Source organism: Thermomicrobiales bacterium (genome assembly GCA_041390825.1).
Classification (GTDB): Bacteria; Chloroflexota; Chloroflexia; order Thermomicrobiales; family UBA6265; genus JAMLHN01.
In genome coordinates this window covers 18,955-33,791 of record JAWKPF010000021.1, presented here as the reverse complement: position 1 = coordinate 33,791, position 14,837 = coordinate 18,955, and the positions used below count along the sequence as shown (strand labels likewise).

The 14,837-nt window shown below is 60.7% G+C and carries 12 protein-coding genes; 5 read left to right on the top strand and 7 right to left on the bottom strand.

Annotation, left to right across the window (positions count from 1 at the left end):
- Window positions 1–18: 18 nt before the first annotated feature.
- From R2855_12405 to R2855_12385, 5 genes are all read right to left on the bottom strand, one after another.
- The gene (locus R2855_12405) at window positions 19–318 is read right to left on the bottom strand and encodes a DUF1905 domain-containing protein (protein ID MEZ4531808.1); all 300 of its coding nucleotides are present in this window, start codon (window positions 316–318) and stop codon (window positions 19–21) included.
- A 240-nt stretch (window positions 319–558) separates the two neighbouring features.
- Complete coding sequence (locus tag R2855_12400) at window positions 559–1,746, bottom strand: cupin domain-containing protein (protein MEZ4531807.1); 1,188 nt, start codon at window positions 1,744–1,746, stop codon at window positions 559–561.
- Between the two features lie 46 nt (window positions 1,747–1,792).
- Window positions 1,793–3,871 (bottom strand): VWA domain-containing protein, encoded by a 2,079-nt coding sequence (locus tag R2855_12395; GenBank protein ID MEZ4531806.1) that lies wholly within the window; start codon window positions 3,869–3,871, stop codon window positions 1,793–1,795.
- A 79-nt stretch (window positions 3,872–3,950) separates the two neighbouring features.
- Window positions 3,951–5,381, bottom strand: a complete 1,431-nt coding sequence (locus R2855_12390; GenBank protein ID MEZ4531805.1) for a magnesium chelatase — start codon at window positions 5,379–5,381, stop codon at window positions 3,951–3,953.
- A gap of 173 nt (window positions 5,382–5,554) precedes the next feature.
- Window positions 5,555–6,511, bottom strand: a complete 957-nt coding sequence (locus R2855_12385) for a phosphoribosyltransferase family protein (protein MEZ4531804.1) — start codon at window positions 6,509–6,511, stop codon at window positions 5,555–5,557.
- Window positions 6,512–6,976: 465 nt separating this feature from the next.
- Between R2855_12385 and R2855_12380 the strand changes: the two genes are divergently transcribed.
- A complete protein-coding gene (locus R2855_12380) occupies window positions 6,977–7,999 on the top strand; it encodes a magnesium and cobalt transport protein CorA (GenBank protein ID MEZ4531803.1) in 1,023 nt (340 codons plus the stop codon).
- Between the two features lie 167 nt (window positions 8,000–8,166).
- Complete coding sequence (locus R2855_12375) at window positions 8,167–9,537, top strand: TrpB-like pyridoxal phosphate-dependent enzyme (GenBank protein ID MEZ4531802.1); 1,371 nt, start codon at window positions 8,167–8,169, stop codon at window positions 9,535–9,537.
- A gap of 129 nt (window positions 9,538–9,666) precedes the next feature.
- Here the strand turns inward: R2855_12375 and R2855_12370 are convergent, their stop codons facing one another.
- The gene (locus R2855_12370; GenBank protein ID MEZ4531801.1) at window positions 9,667–10,320 is read right to left on the bottom strand and encodes a VTT domain-containing protein; all 654 of its coding nucleotides are present in this window, start codon (window positions 10,318–10,320) and stop codon (window positions 9,667–9,669) included.
- A gap of 87 nt (window positions 10,321–10,407) precedes the next feature.
- Window positions 10,408–11,298 carry a hypothetical protein gene (locus R2855_12365; GenBank protein ID MEZ4531800.1) on the bottom strand — a complete coding sequence of 297 codons (891 nt, stop codon included), beginning with the start codon at window positions 11,296–11,298 and terminating at the stop codon, window positions 10,408–10,410.
- Between the two features lie 189 nt (window positions 11,299–11,487).
- Here R2855_12365 and R2855_12360 point away from each other — a divergent pair, with 189 nt between their 5' ends.
- The 3 genes from R2855_12360 to R2855_12350 all read left to right on the top strand — a co-directional run bounded on the left by R2855_12360 (window position 11,488) and on the right by R2855_12350 (window position 14,774).
- A complete protein-coding gene (locus R2855_12360; protein MEZ4531799.1) occupies window positions 11,488–12,729 on the top strand; it encodes a maltose ABC transporter substrate-binding protein in 1,242 nt (413 codons plus the stop codon).
- Between the two features lie 85 nt (window positions 12,730–12,814).
- Window positions 12,815–13,822 carry a sugar ABC transporter permease gene (locus tag R2855_12355; GenBank protein ID MEZ4531798.1) on the top strand — a complete coding sequence of 336 codons (1,008 nt, stop codon included), beginning with the start codon at window positions 12,815–12,817 and terminating at the stop codon, window positions 13,820–13,822.
- Window positions 13,815–14,774 (top strand): ABC transporter permease subunit, encoded by a 960-nt coding sequence (locus R2855_12350; GenBank protein ID MEZ4531797.1) that lies wholly within the window; start codon window positions 13,815–13,817, stop codon window positions 14,772–14,774. Before R2855_12355 ends, R2855_12350 begins: the two co-directional genes overlap by 8 nt.
- Window positions 14,775–14,837: the final 63 nt, after the last annotated feature.

The following is a 14,837-nucleotide window of genomic DNA, read 5'->3' as shown; positions in this document are numbered from 1 at the left end:
CCGATACGCGTTGGTTCCTCAGGGCAGCCGGATCGCGATCTGCACCTCGACCGACTGGTCATCGACCAACCCCAAGCGCGACAGAATCGCGAGCTTCAGCGGGAGATCGTAGTAGCGGCCGTCATCGCGCGGAAACATCGATGTGTACCAGGTGACACCGTCGATGGTTGCGTCGACCGGAACCGTGCCCCAGGGATTCAACGACGTGCCAACAAGCGCCAGGATCTCGGCGGACAGATCTTTAGGAAGCGACACAAAGTAGACCCTGTTTGGATTTCGATAGTGCCAAACCGTTCCCTCGAAATCGAACTCATGCATCGGAACTCGGACTCCTCGATCAGCCGATACAGCGGGGGAGTCCCACTATACCCGGGGAAGTCCCGCAGAAATGTTTTGCGGATAAGCTGCGTTGTCCGCAAGGATGCTGCCAGTGCGGGTGCTGCTTGATTCGACAGGATGGCGGCGCGGATCCGATGAATTGCGAGCCAGGTCGCCAAGAGCTTTCGATTCGAGCTGCAAACCATCGAGCAGCAATCGTCGCTTGCCAGCCGCGTCCTGCTACGACGATTGCTCTTGATCCGCTGGTGGCGTTCCCGCTACCACAAGCTGACGGTCCTTCTTGAGCGCTGCAATCACGTCATCAGGGAGATTCAGATGGGCTTTCACGAGCGCGGGAGGAAGCTTGGCCAGCCACTGCTGCAGCGAGATCTCCTGGAACTCGGGTGACGCGAACAATGCGAGGTAGCGCATGCGGGTGTTGCCGATGTTCTCGACATAGTGCCCTGTTGCCCGGGGTACGGTGCCCACGTCGCCGGCCAGGTAGTTGAAAGTTCGCGCCACGCTGCCAGTATTGAACACGGTCATGCGCGCACGTCCCTCGAGAAAGAGCTGCCACTCATCGTTGTTCGGATGCCAATGCAACTCGCGCATTCCGCCAGGATCGACCTCGACAACTGCGCATGAGATGGTTGTTATCGGAAAGCTTGACGAGTCGATGACGGTCACACGACCGCCTGGACATTCCACCGGATTGGCCTGACGCATGTGAAAGGTGTACGGAGATCCCGAACCGGGTTCGACGCCTGGAGGCAGGTCTTCTGACAGCGGGCCCGGAACTGACGCTGGAAAAATGTAGAGCTCGTTCTTCGGCAAGAGACTGACGGTCTCGGCCGACCAGCCGAAATTCTTGGCAATCACCTCGGGCGGCATATGGGAGAGGAAATCGGTCAAGAGCAGCGTGTACTCCTCGGAAAAAGCGCCGTCATCGAACGCAAGCAAGAACTCGCACCCGTGTTCGAGCGCCTGGATGGAGTGCGGGAGACCGGTGGGAAAGAACCAGAGATCGCCGGCCGGAACGTCGTCGACATGCATGTTCCCATCGAGATCGAGGATCGTCACTCTTGCCGAGCCACTGATCATGTACGCCCACTCGTTTTCGAGATGCCAATGGAGCTCGCGCACGCCTGTCATCGATTGGCCGGGATCGAGGCGCATGTTCACACCGGCGATCGTTCGCGCCGCCGGCATCTCGCGCTCGGTGACCTCGCGGGTCCATCCGCCGTCACAGAGCTTGACGTGGGTGTCAGAAAGGGAAAACCGAAGATTCGGCAGGGTCCCGCTATCGGTCACGGGAGGGACCATCATGTCCGGATGTTCGCGTTCGCGCAGGAGATCGCGTGGGCCATCTTCGGTGCCTCCGCGATTCGGACCAGCCATCGGCTCACCAAGAAAACGCGACTCTGACATCTCGCTCTGCTCCCTCGTGGTCTGGCCGCGCATATTCTGTTGCTGGCTAGCTCACCCAGCGGCGCTTGTTCGCAACATAGTCGACCAGTATGTATTCGCCCAGCTTGTCCGGTGTGGCGTAGAAAACGCGTCCGCCGTTGATTCGCATCAGGTCGTTGACGAACTCGATCATCATCGGAGTCCGCTCCAGCATGAAGGTGTTGATCTTGATGCCGTCGCGAGTGCAGCGAACCACTTCCTTGAGTGTTTCCTGGAAGGTGCGCGGCATGGGCGGCCAGTTGAAATAGACCTGCCCGTTCTCGATATGCGCGGTCGGCTCGCCGTCGGTAATGATGATGATCTGACGATTTGCTCCCTTATGTCGCCCGAGCATCTGCCGCGCGAGCTGGAAGCCATGCTGCATGTTGGTGCCGTACTGGTATTCGTTCCAGGTCAAGGTCGGCAGATCGGCTTGCTTGAGCGGCTCGGCAATGTACGAGAAGCCGACCAGCTCGAGTGTGTCGCGTGGGTACTTGCTCCGAATGAGCGAGTCGAGCGCCAGCGCGATCCGTTTGGCGCTGGTGAAGCTGTCGGAATAGAACATCGACCGGCTCATGTCGATCATCAGCACCGTCGATGAGCGTGTCGAGTATTCGGTTCGATAGACCTCGAAATCACTCGGTACGATCTTGAGCGGCGTCCCGCGACCCTCACGCTGCACCGCGTTCATGACGGTCGATTCGAGATCGAGCAGAAACGGGTCGCCAAATTCGTAGGGTTTCGATGTGTCCGTCCGCTCCCCTGCTCCTCCCTGGCGATTGATTTCATGCGCGCCGATCCGGTCGCGCTTGAGCTGGGCGAAGATGTCCGTGAGCGCCTTTTCGCCGATCTTGCGAACCCCCTGGGGAGTCAGCTCGAAACCGCGCCGCGTCTTCTTAATGTAGCCCGCGTCTTCGAGCACCTTGGCGAGCTGGCCGAGCTGATCCATTTGCTCGCGAGTGTCCTCACCGAGCAATTCCTGGACCTTGTCCTGGTCGATGTTCGCGAAATCGTTCCAGTCGCGCACATCCTTGAACTGTTTTTCGAGGTCGTCGAGCTCGTTCATCCGGTCGAGCATGCGCATCGCTTGCTGCAACGTCAATGACTCATCACCGGAGAAGTCGTAGCTGCGCCGCCAGTCCTCCGGACGCATCGTCTGTTGCAGGTTCTGCTGCATGCGGGACATTTCCTGCTGAAGCCCGGGATCCTGCATGATTGCCTGCATAATTCCCTGCAGCTCGGAGCGTTGCTCCTGGCTCATCGAGTCCATCAGCTGCTGCATGGCCGCGGTCTGTTGCCGCATGTGCTCGATCAGGTCCTCGAGTGAGCGAATGTTGTTGCCGAAATAGTGTCCCCATTTGTGCATGAACTGTTCGAAGCCTGGATCTTCGCCCCGGTTCTTGGCTTCGAGCATGTCGTTCAGGTCGCTCATCATCTGACGTGTTTCGGCGATCTGCTCCGGGGTCATTTGGCTTAGCGACTGCTGCATCCCCTGGAACGTCTGATTCATCATCTGCTGCTGCAGCTGATCCATCAGTTCCTGAAACTTCTGCCGGGCCTGCTGATCCATGAAGTCGTACTGCTGCAGCCCCCGGATCCGGCCAGCGGGATCGTCTGGCAAGGCATCGAGTTGTTGGTTGCGCTTGTCGGCAATCGAATTCAGCAATTCGCGTAGCCCGTTGCCAGGCGACTCACCTTCGTCTTCGTTCGCCGCATGTTCCGGGTCAGCATCGTTCGCGTCACCGCCGCCGTCTTCGGGCGACTGATTCGCCTCCTCCAGGCGCTGTCGAATGCCCGAACGTTCGGTGTCGATCACGTCCTGCAAACGCTCGCGAATGTCGTCGAGCATGGAACCGAGGTCGTACCGCTGCATTTGTTCCTGGCGGGCTTGACGAACGCGGTTCATGAGATCGCGCAATCCTGGCAGGCGATCGGCGTCTGGCCGATCGACCCCTTCCCAAAAGAGACGACGCAGCGCGTTCATGAGATCGCCGTCGCGCACGAGCTCGTCCGACATGGCGCGCATCAAATCATCCGCGCTGAGTTCGTCGACTTGCTGTGTTCCGTCCCATCGTGAGTAGCGGGTGCCGAATCGTGTGAGTGCCATGGTGCGAGTCCTGGGGACCGGATTCCTGCGTCTCGAGCGACTCTCTGGCGCAGAAATCCGGTTGGGTGGGAAGACGATGTTACCGATGGTAGCGGGCTGGACCGGCGCCGCTGTCCTTGTTGAGTTTCCGATTGAGGTGCAGCCCTTCGAGCACAAACTCGACTGCCGACGCCGCCGCGCCCGGGTTGCCGCCGACACCGAGCTTGTCGACTGCTTCTTTCATGCCATCCATGTGACTGATCTGAAGCACATAGTCCATCGAGGGCATCAGCTCGGAGGCATCGACGACCAGTCCGTTCTCGAATCCCTGGATGAGTTGGTCGAATTGGCGCACCGAAAAGTGCCGGTTAAAGGTCGCAACAATTGCGCCCGCGAGCAGCTTGCTCACGATTTGTTCTTCGCGCACCTCTCCGACCGTTTCCAGTTCGATCTTGCCAATCGTCGATGACTGAACTGCTGCGAGATCGGAGATGCGCGGCACGGCGTTACGCTCGCCAAGCCGCAGGGCGCGTCGGGTTGCGTTCGAAATGAGGTTCTCGTAGTTGGCGGAACTCATGCGAACCGACACGCCGGACCGTTGTGAAACGTCGGGCGATCGACGGGCCAGATGGGTCAGCTCAGCAACGATCTCTTTCATGAACTGCGGGACCATTACCTCGATCCCCTCGGTCGAGAAGGTCGACCGCTCCTGGTCCATGATCTCGATTTCCAGCTCGATCGTCTCCGGATAGTGTGTGCGAATCTGGGAGCCGTATCGGTCCTTCAACGGCGTGATGATGCGGCCGCGGTTGGTGTAGTCTTCCGGGTTCGCGGAGGCGACCACGAACACATCGAGCGGCAAGCGAATCTTGTAGCCGCGTATTTGGACGTCGCGTTCTTCCATGATGTTCAGCAGACCGACCTGGATCCGCTCGGCCAGGTCGGGCAACTCATTGAGCGTGAAAATGCCGCGGTTGGTGCGTGGAATCAGCCCATAGGAGATCGTGAGCTCATCCGAGAGGTATCGCCCCTCGGCCACTTTGATGGGGTCGACCTCGCCAATCAGGTCGGCAATTGTCGTGTCGGGCGTCGCCAGTTTCTCGCCATACCGCCGGGAACGATGCAGCCATTCGATTGGGGTGTCCTCGCCCGCTTCTGCGACGAGATCGATGGCGTAGCGCGAGATCGGTTCGAGCGGATCGTCATTGATCTCGGATCCGGCCACGACCGGAATCCATTCGTCCAGCAGCTGAATCATGCTGCGGGCCAGTCGGGTTTTCGCCTGACCGCGTTCGCCCAGGAAGATGATGTCCTGTCCGGAAAGAATCGCATTTTCGATCTGGGGAATGACAGTCAGCTCATACCCGACCACACCGGGAAAGAGGGTATCGCCTTTGCGAATCTTGGCGATCAGATTGGTGCGCATCTCCTCGCGCACGGTGCGCGGCGTGTATCCGCTCTCCTTTAGGGCGCCGAGTGTGGCAATTGCCGGGGACTCGGAGACATTCGTCATGGGATCGATAGCACTCATTCGTCTAGGTTGCCTCGCGTAGGTTCGACAGGAGCTGGAGGCGGCCTCCCGAACCGGCGCATGCGATACGCCAGGTGGCGTAACTGCCGGGGGGTCGCCTCTCAAGGGTACTCGCTCATGGCAATCAGGGGACCTGATCGAACGGGGAGGCGCTGGAACCGGGAACACCGACGTCAGGCGTTCAGGTCCTCTGCGTCGTGTATGGAAGCGATGAAGGGAAGCGTGCTGAACTGCGGATAGGACGAGAGACCGTATCCAACGAGCACCTCATCCGGCGCGCGGAAACCGACGAAATCGAGCGGTATCTCGATGATGCGCGCGTCCTCCCGGTCGAGCAACGTGCAAACGCGCACGCTTCGCGCCCCCTTGCTGCGCAACCAGTCTGTGAGATAGACGAGGCTCAACCCGCTGCTGACGATATCCGCCACCAACACAACATCCCGGCCATCCACCGGCGCGCTGAGCGACCGGCCCAAACGAACCTGCTCGTTTTCGTTGCCGGCATAGCGTGAGAGCGCCAGCATGTCAGTGGATACACAGCAGGCATGGGCGTCGAGGTGTGTGGAGAGATCGGCGAGAATGCGGCTCGACCCGGGACCAACACCGATCAGGTGCAACGGCGCAATCCGTTGCCGGCCCCCTTCCTCGGCAAGTGACGCGAGCGACTCGCTCGATTCGTAGATCTCGCAAGCGAGTTCGCGCAGCCGCCGCTGGACCGCGACTGCATCGAAGACCGTTTCCGCAAGCCGCGGATCGGCAATGTGATCCAGCGCTGGATACGCGCCGATCAGGCGATCGTAATCCTTGCGATAGAGCAACTTGATCTGAACCGAGGGAAAGATCTCGCGCAGGCGACGAATCTTGCGGTTCTTGCGGGTCACCAGCCGCTGGCGCATGGTAGTCAATTCGATGAAGAGATCGTGATCGGGAAGATAGAAGTCCGGAGTGATCTGTTCGGCAGGGCGACCATCTTCGCGGAACTCGAGGTGAAAGGTTGTGGGCTCGTACACCCAGCGGATGCGGTAGAACGAGAGGATCCGCGCCAGATCCTGTTCTGCTGGATGGGCGAACGCGTGCTCCCGTACCGACTGGAAGAAACCACCCTCTGCCGGCGATGACGGAGCGCCCACGGGTGCGAAATTCCCCGCCGAACCGCGAAACGTCCCCCATAGGACAGCTGCTTCCCCTCTCCCCACTTCCCTACCTCGATTTCTATCGTGCGGCGCATCACCCGCGAGGTCCTGCAAGACCATCGAGCGGGGCTCGGACTACCAGTGTTCGACAATCCGAAAGCGCCTGGAATGACTCGGTTTACGCGGGGGCGTGCCGCGATTTTGGCACATGTTGTTGCACGCCGCAACAAGTGTCATTCGGACACCGGATTCACAGCAAGCGCTCAGGCTTCCGTTCGCCCGCAGCGTACTTCATTCGCTGCGTCCGGACGCGGAAACACTCAGGAATCTCTCAGCGCCGTCGCCTTTTCGATCTCGCGACACTGTGTCTTCTCGGCACGGGAGCGCCCCAGGTAGCTGCTCGTGACAAACGCCGCCAATGCCATATCATTCCGCCTGCCCGATCCGGCAGGAGGCCAGAGTGTGATCGTCAACAACGTGATCTATGTGGACGGCAAGGAAGCGTCCACCCCCAAGACAATCGAAGAAACGTCCGAGCTCATTCTCGCGACGCGCGGGATGGCATGGATGGGCCTCCACGAGCCCACTCCCGAGGAGTTTCAGGCGGTTGCCGATGAGTTCGGCATTCACGAGCTTGCCGTTGACGATGCTGTCCAGGCCCACCAGCGACCGAAAATCGAGCGATACGGCGACGTCGTCTTCATCGTCTTGCGCACGGTCCACTATGTCGATCCGGAAGAAATCATCGACTTCGGCGAGATCCATCTCTTCGTTGGCGCCGACTTCATCATCGTTATCCGGCATGGCGCCGAACCGGACTTGCGTAAGGTCCGGCGCCGCCTCGAAGAAGACTCGGAGTTGCTTGCGCTGGGGCCGGCTGCCGTGCTCTACGGCATCATGGACCAGGTCGTCGACGACTACCGAACTGTGGTCAGCGATCTCGAGCACGACATCGACGAGATCGAGACGGAAGTGTTCGGCGGCCAGCCAGATGTTTCCAGGCGGACCTATTCGCTCGCGCGCGAGGTAATCGATTTCCAGCGGGCGGTTGCGCCTTTGAGCGCAATCCTTGCCACGATCGTCGAGGGACGCGACGGTCTCACGATCGATCCGAAGCTCAGCGCCTATTTTCGAGACGTCCAGGATCATGTCGCGCAAGTCGAGGAGCAGGTGCAGTCCTATCGGGAGATTCTGCAGAACGTTCTGAGCGTCAACATCGCCATCATCGGGCTACAACGCAATGAAGAGGTGCAGCGGCTCTCCGAGATCTCGCTTCGTCAGAACGACGAGGTCAAGAAGATCTCTGCCTGGGCTGCCATCATCTTCGCCCCAACGCTGGTCGGGACGATCTATGGCATGAACTTCGACCACATGCCGGAACTGCACTGGAAGCTGGGCTACCCGTTGTCGCTGTTGATGATGTTGGGGGTCGGCGTCGTTCTGTGGGCGGTCTTCAAGCGCAAGGGCTGGCTCTCGTCTGAATAGCGGCGGTTCTCGGGATGCGAGCGAGGGTTGCGTCGCACGAGACAAGCGTGCTGGATATGCTCGTTTGCCTGGACAGTCGACACAGGTCGCGGGGATATAGGAAGATCACCGTCTAGCACGGGAGCCGCACTGGCTCCATGGCACGTAGCGTGAAACGAGGGCACATCATGGGCAAAGACCGGACGACCAAGTACCTGCTGACCGAGGATCAACTCTCAGAAGCCTGGTACAACGTGCAGGCAGATCTGCCATCGCCGCTGCCGCCGCCGCTGCATCCTGGCACCGGCCAACCGATTGGACCGGAAGACCTGGCTCCGCTCTTTCCGATGGAGCTGATCAAGCAGGAAGTCAGCCAGGAGCGCTACATCGAGATCCCCCAGGCGGTGCAGGATGTCTATCGCCTTTGGCGGCCAACGCCGCTCTACCGCGCGCGCGGTCTCGAGAAGACGCTCGACCTGCCGGCCAATGTCAAGATCTTCTACAAGTACGAAGGTGTGAGCCCTTCAGGCAGCCACAAGCCGAACACCGCTGTGCCGCAGGCCTACTACAACAAGGAGGCCGGAGTCGCGCGCATCGCTACGGAGACCGGCGCCGGCCAATGGGGCAGCTCACTGGCGATGGCGTGCGCGTTCTTCGGGATCGATCTCAAGGTTTACATGGTCAAGATCTCCTATGCGCAGAAGCCCTATCGCAGAGCGATGATGGAGACTTGGGGCGCCGAATGCGTCGCCAGCCCGAGCATGGATACGAACGCCGGGCGCGCCATTCTTGCCACCGATCCCGATTCCACCGGCTCGCTTGGCATCGCCATTTCCGAAGCGGTCGAGGATGCGGCCACCCGCGAGGACACCAAGTACGCACTCGGCTCCGTGCTCAATCACGTGCTGATGCACCAGACCGTCATCGGGCAGGAAGCCATCAAGCAACTCGAGATGGCCGACGCGGAGCCAGATGTCATCATCGGTTGCGCCGGCGGCGGTTCGAACTTCGCCGGACTCATCCTCCCCTTCATGCCAGCCAAACTCGCCGGCGGCAAGGCACGCATCATCGCCGTGGAACCGGCCGCCTGCCCAACATTGACCCGAGGTGTCTTCGCGTACGACTTCGGGGATACCGCGGGCATGACGCCGCTCCTCAAGATGCACACCCTCGGGCACACGTTCATGCCGGCGGGAATCCATGCCGGTGGTCTGCGCTATCACGGAATGGCTCCGCTGATCAGCCATCTCTACGATTTGGGATACCTGGAAGCGCAGGCGGTCAAGCAGGTCGCGGCGTTCGAGGCGGCAGTCACCTTCGCGCGGTCGGAAGGCATCATCCCGGCGCCGGAACCGACCCACGCCATCCGCGTGGCAATCGACGAGGCGCTGCTCGCCAAGGAAGCCGGCGAGGCACGCACGATCCTCTTCAACCTGAGTGGTCACGGCGCGGTCGATATGGCCGCGTACGACACATTCCTCTCCGGGTCGTTGCAGGATTATGAGCACCCGGCAGCGGCCATCGAAGAAGCCATGACCCATATCCCGCAGGTCGGCTAGTCTCACGAGCCAATCGCGCCAGCCCACTCACACGAAAGGGCTGGCGCGTCTCACACATGAAACTCGTGGGCATCACTGCCGGCAGCGTCCCGGCATGCCTCGCAGCAAGCGCCAGCCAGAGCGCGCTGTTTACTCGGCGTCACCCTTGCCGAAGATCTCCCGCAGCTGGACCCGGGTGATGTACTTGATCCGGTCGCCGTTCTCTTTCCACATGTGATAGGCCGACGGCAACACCGAAATGAACAGGATCAACGCGATCACCGGCAGGAGATAGTGGTCCACACTCGGGATCGCGCTGCCGAGGAAGTACCCCAGGATCGGCAATCCAGCGCCCCACAGCACTGCGCCGATGACGTTGTACGACGCGAAATGCCGATACGGCATCTGCGAGATCCCGGCAACAACGGGCACGAAGGTACGCGCAAACGGAATGAACCGCGCGAGGATGATCGCTCGCCCTCCGTGCTTCTCGAAGAATTCTTCCGCCAGCAGGAGATTCTTCGGTTTGAAGAGACGTGACTCCGGTTTGTTGAAATACCCGCGGCCATATCGTTTGCCGAGCGAGTAGCCGACCTGGTCGCCGAGCACCGCCGCTACAACACACACAGGCACCAGGATCCAGATGTTCAGAATGTCCTGCGACGCGAGGAAACCGGCGGTGAAGAGGAGACTGTCACCCGGAAGAAAAAACCCGATGAGGAGCCCGGTTTCGGCAAAGATGATGAGGAAGATGCCGACATAGCCGACTGTTTCGATGAGGTGACTGATATCGACCGGGAGCATCCGAAGTCCAGGGCAAGGCAGCGCGTCACGCTCAGCGGAAACAAGCTCCGAGAGCCCACGGAGTATAGAGCACGTGTCCCGCCCCGCCTATTCTGGTCCGCACGCGTACGAACGCGCCGGACCGAACAGCTCGAGCCAGAGCAGCCGCGAGGCCCAGCCCCGATGCCCTGCCCAACCGCGCGACATCTCCTCGAGTTCCGTCATGGTCATCTCCGGCTGCTCGTACGCCTTCCGGGCGGCGCGCAACAGCGCGACATCGCCCATCGGAAAGGCATCGCCAGCGCCGATGCCCCAGAGCATCGCTGATTCTGCTGTCCAGCGCCCAACCAGCGGAAGCTCCAGCAACATCTCTCTGAGCGCCTCGGCCGACGGGTGATCCCGCTCGCGAAAACGTCCATCGAGCGCGGTCTGCCCTGCCTCGATCAGGGCCTCAGCACGCTTCCAGGTGAGCCCGGTGCGTCGTAGCCGGGCAACATCGGCATTCGCAAGGTCTTCCGGTCGTGGAAGCGGCCAGAAGATACGCCCTGCGACTTCGATTCCCGGGTGGAACTGCGACGCAATCCGGGCGGACACGACGGCTGCGGCCATGACCGTGATGCTCTGCCCAACGATCGAGTCGACAAGTCCTGCAAAGAGGCTGCCAGAGGTGTGCGGCCGCAGCCCGGGATTCGCGAGAGCAATCCGGGCAATCACCGGGTCCACGGGCCGAGGCATGCAGTGGTCGATGCACAGCTTGCTGGAGGCCCAAATCCGGTCGAGTTCCGGATCGGCGTCGCCGCCAATCGAAAGCGATGCGCCGGACGAGCGAACCCGGCGATGCACGACACGATCGCCCTCCCAGCCAACCCAGATCAGCTCCCCGCCAATCCAGTCCTCGTTGGGCCAGCGGCCCCGCGCCCAATCCACCGGTCCACAGGTTGCCGCGAGAGAGAACGGCGCTGGAACGGGCACCTCGCGCATCAAGTCCGTTCCGGTCATGACGCGCTCAGACCAGTCGATCGCCCACTCGACAACACATTTTGGCGGTTCTGCATCGATCCTTCCGGAAAACTGGCACGATTCTGTAACGATTACCGCCCTGGCAGCCCGGCTTCCAGCACTACAATTGCCGGTACACCAAGGGAACCGGTGGCATGGGCCGCCGGGACGATACAACCGATGGAGGGAATGATGCACGGACGAATGTCACGCGCAACGTCGCTGGTCATGGCTTTCCTGTTGACCATGACCTTTTTCGCATCTGGGATGGCTCCTGCCCATGCGCAGGATTCAGGCTCCCTCACACTGTGGCATGGCTGGACCGGTTCAGAGGCCGACGCTCTGAACAAGGAGATCATCCCTGCCTGGCAAGCCGCGAATCCAGGCATCACGATCAACGTGCTGGCGGTCCCTTTCGATCAGCTCAAGAACAAGTATCAGACCGAAGTCGCCACCGGCGGCGGTCCGGACCTGCTGATCGGTCCGGCTGACTGGACTGGCGAGCTTGCGAGCGCCGATCTCATCAAACCGCTGAACGGTCTGGTCCCCGAAGAGACGCTCAGCCAGTACGTCCCCTCGGCGGTCCAGGCTCTGACATTCGACGGGCAACTCTACGGACTGCCGGAGAGCATCGAGACGGTCGCGCTCTTCTACAACACCGACCTGGTTCCCACCGCGCCCGCAAACTCGACCGAGCTGGCGCAGATGTCTGGCGAGATCGCCGGTGCAAATGCAGGCACCTTTGGCTTCGCGCTCTATTCGAACTTCTACCATCCCGCCGGGTATCTCTTCGGATGGGGCGGGCAAATCTTCACGGAGGAGATGACGTCGGCATTCAATTCGCCAGAGACCGTCTCCTTCCTGAGCTGGCTGAAAGACCTCACCTCTCAGCCGGGCGTCACGTACCAGAACGATGACGGCGCCATCAGCTCGCTGTTCAAAGAGGGCAAGGCCGCTATGGTCATCAATGGCCCGTGGGCGGTTGCCGACTACCAGGCTGCGCTCGGCGAGGACAAGGTGGGCGTGGCCCCGTTGCCGGTCATCTCCGAAAACGGAGACGCCCCAGCCCTTCCCTTCCTGGGTGTGAAGCAAATCATGGTCAATTCGAACCTGAACGACGACCAGGCTGCGTTGGCCGCCAAGTTCGCCGAGTTCTTCACCGGCGCCGAGGTCGGTCAAATCCTGGCCGATAGCGCGGGTCATCTGCCGGCCAACACTGGTGTCGACGTGTCGGCCAATCCAATTGCGAGCGCATTCGTGGCGCAGGCCGCTAACTCCACGCCAATGCCGACGGTTCCCGAGATGGGACAGGTTTGGACCCCGGCGCAAGACATGATCGGCAAGGTGCTCGACGGCAGCGCCACGCCAGAGCAAGCGGCTGCGGACGCGGCCAAGCAAATCGACGACGCCATCAGCCTGATGGACGCGTAGCAAGCCATTTGGCCGGCCCCGATTCTCGGGGCCGGCCACATTTCAATCAAGGACCCGCACGTATCACCACGAAAGGTGACGAGGCATGGTCGCTCCATCGAAGCAGAAGAGCACCGGTCCCATCGAAGGGCTGGGAAAAGCAAGCGGCGCCAGTTGGTGGCAGCGTTACAAGCTCCCGTACCTCTACATCCTGCCTGCGTTCATCGTGCTGGCGATTGTCACCTTCTATCCCATCGGGTATCAGATCTATCTCTCGTTCACGAACTTTGCTATCAAGAACCTGCGCACCGGAAATGCGAGCTGGGTCGGCCTGCGCAACTACGAACGCATCATCAAGAACCAGGTTCCGCTGCCAAACTTTGACTTCTGGAACATCCTTGCATTCAACATCGTATGGACGATCAGCAACGTCTTCTTCCACGTTGTCATCGGTGTGGCGGTTGCCCTGCTGCTGAACCGGAAGCGCATCCTGGGGCGGCGGGTATGGCGCGCTATCTTCGTGATTCCATGGGCTATGCCCCCGCTCGTCGTGGCGACTGTTTGGAAAAACATGTTCGACACCCAGTTCGGGGCGATCAACTTGCTGCTGGGTGAGCTTGGGTTGCCAAGCGACACCGCCTGGCTCACGTCCACCACGCCACCGATACCGGGCGTCGATCTGCTGCCGCTTTCGTTCTTCGCGGTCCTGATCGCAAATGTCTGGCTCGGTTGGCCATTCATGATGGTGATCGCGACCGGAGCATTGCAGTCGATCCCCGGCGATCTCTATGAGGCAGCCCGCACGGACGGCGCATCGCGCTGGCGGCAGTTCTGGGATATCACCGCTCCCCTGCTCCGTCCGGCCATGGTGCCGGCCATCATGTACGGCACCATCCTGACGTTCAATCAGTTTAACATCATCTATTTCATTACTAACGGCGGCCCCTACGGCAAGACCGAGATTCTTGTCACGCAAGCGTTCAAGCTGGTCAATCCAAACGGTCTGTATGGGATGGCGGCCGCGTTCAGCATCATGGTCTTCTTCATCTTGCTGGTCATTACCCTGGCGCAAAACCGTGTCGCCCGTGGTTTGGAGGGGTGGTCCGATGCTTGACTCTCAGTTCTCGCAAACCGGGTCGCTCGCCGCGGAGGAATCGATCGTCCGCACCGAAACGCGCGCACGCACCTCACGGCCGAAAGGCCCGCTCTTCGAAGACATCCTGGCGCATATCGCGCTGGTCTTCATTGCCATCACCGTGCTCTTTCCGGTCGTTTGGATCGTTTCGATGTCGCTCGACGGGCGCAACATCAGCCGGCCGACAACGCTCAGCATCATTCCGCCCTCGCCATCGCTCGACGCCTACAAGCGCGTCTTGACCGAGCCGCAGGCCAACAACGTGATGTTCTCCACCATGCTGAAGAACAGTCTCGTGCTCTCGGTTGGCGTCAGTCTCGTGGTGGTCGCGTTCGCGGTTACTGCTGCCTATGCCTTCGCGCGCTTCCACTTTCCCGGGCGCAAGTGGGGCCTCTTTCTCTTCATCGCGGTGCTGATGCTGCCATCGGTCGCCACACTGGCGCCGCTGTTCGTTCTGTTGAGCCAGATCAAGATACCTGGCACGACCGAGAGCGTGCGGACCACGCTGTTTGGCGTCGGCATCGCGTACACCAGCGGCGCGCTCCCGTTTGCAATCTGGAATCTGCGCGGGTACATCGACACGCTGCCGCGAGAACTCGAAGAATCGGCACTGGTCGATGGAGCCAATCCGAACCGCGCATTCTTCGACGTCATCCTGCCGCTGATCGCCCCTGCGATCGCCATCACCGTGCTCTTTGGGTTCATGGCCGCGTGGACGGAGTTCGTGCTGGCATGGACCTTCCTGACCGATCCCAGCCGCTTCACACTGGCGATGGGGCTCAATGGTATGGTTGGGCAGTACTCGTCCAATACTCCCTGGTCCGACTTTGCGGCAATGGCGATCCTGATCACCCTCCCAATCCTGGTGCTTTTCTTCCTGCTGCAGAGGTGGATCGTCTCAGGACTGGCGGTTGGCGCAGTCAAAGGATGATTCGGGTTCGCGATGCCCCTGCGTCGAGTGACCCGGCAAGAACCACGCTGGTTGTCGGCTCCG

Bases quoted from the DNA above. Each gene is read 5' to 3' on its own strand.
- R2855_12350 (MEZ4531797.1), top strand. From the start codon at position 13,815: ATGCTTGACTCTCAGTTCTCGCAAACCGGGTCGCTCGCCGCGGAGGAA.
- R2855_12390 (MEZ4531805.1), bottom strand. From the start codon at position 5,381: ATGAGTGCTATCGATCCCATGACGAATGTCTCCGAGTCCCCGGCAATT.
- R2855_12400 (MEZ4531807.1), bottom strand. From the start codon at position 1,746: ATGTCAGAGTCGCGTTTTCTTGGTGAGCCGATGGCTGGTCCGAATCGC.
- R2855_12360 (MEZ4531799.1), top strand. From the start codon at position 11,488: ATGATGCACGGACGAATGTCACGCGCAACGTCGCTGGTCATGGCTTTC.
- R2855_12405 (MEZ4531808.1), bottom strand. From the start codon at position 318: ATGCATGAGTTCGATTTCGAGGGAACGGTTTGGCACTATCGAAATCCA.
- R2855_12355 (MEZ4531798.1), top strand. From the start codon at position 12,815: ATGGTCGCTCCATCGAAGCAGAAGAGCACCGGTCCCATCGAAGGGCTG.
- R2855_12375 (MEZ4531802.1), top strand. From the start codon at position 8,167: ATGGGCAAAGACCGGACGACCAAGTACCTGCTGACCGAGGATCAACTC.
- R2855_12365 (MEZ4531800.1), bottom strand. From the start codon at position 11,298: ATGACCGGAACGGACTTGATGCGCGAGGTGCCCGTTCCAGCGCCGTTC.
- R2855_12395 (MEZ4531806.1), bottom strand. From the start codon at position 3,871: ATGGCACTCACACGATTCGGCACCCGCTACTCACGATGGGACGGAACA.
- R2855_12370 (MEZ4531801.1), bottom strand. From the start codon at position 10,320: ATGCTCCCGGTCGATATCAGTCACCTCATCGAAACAGTCGGCTATGTC.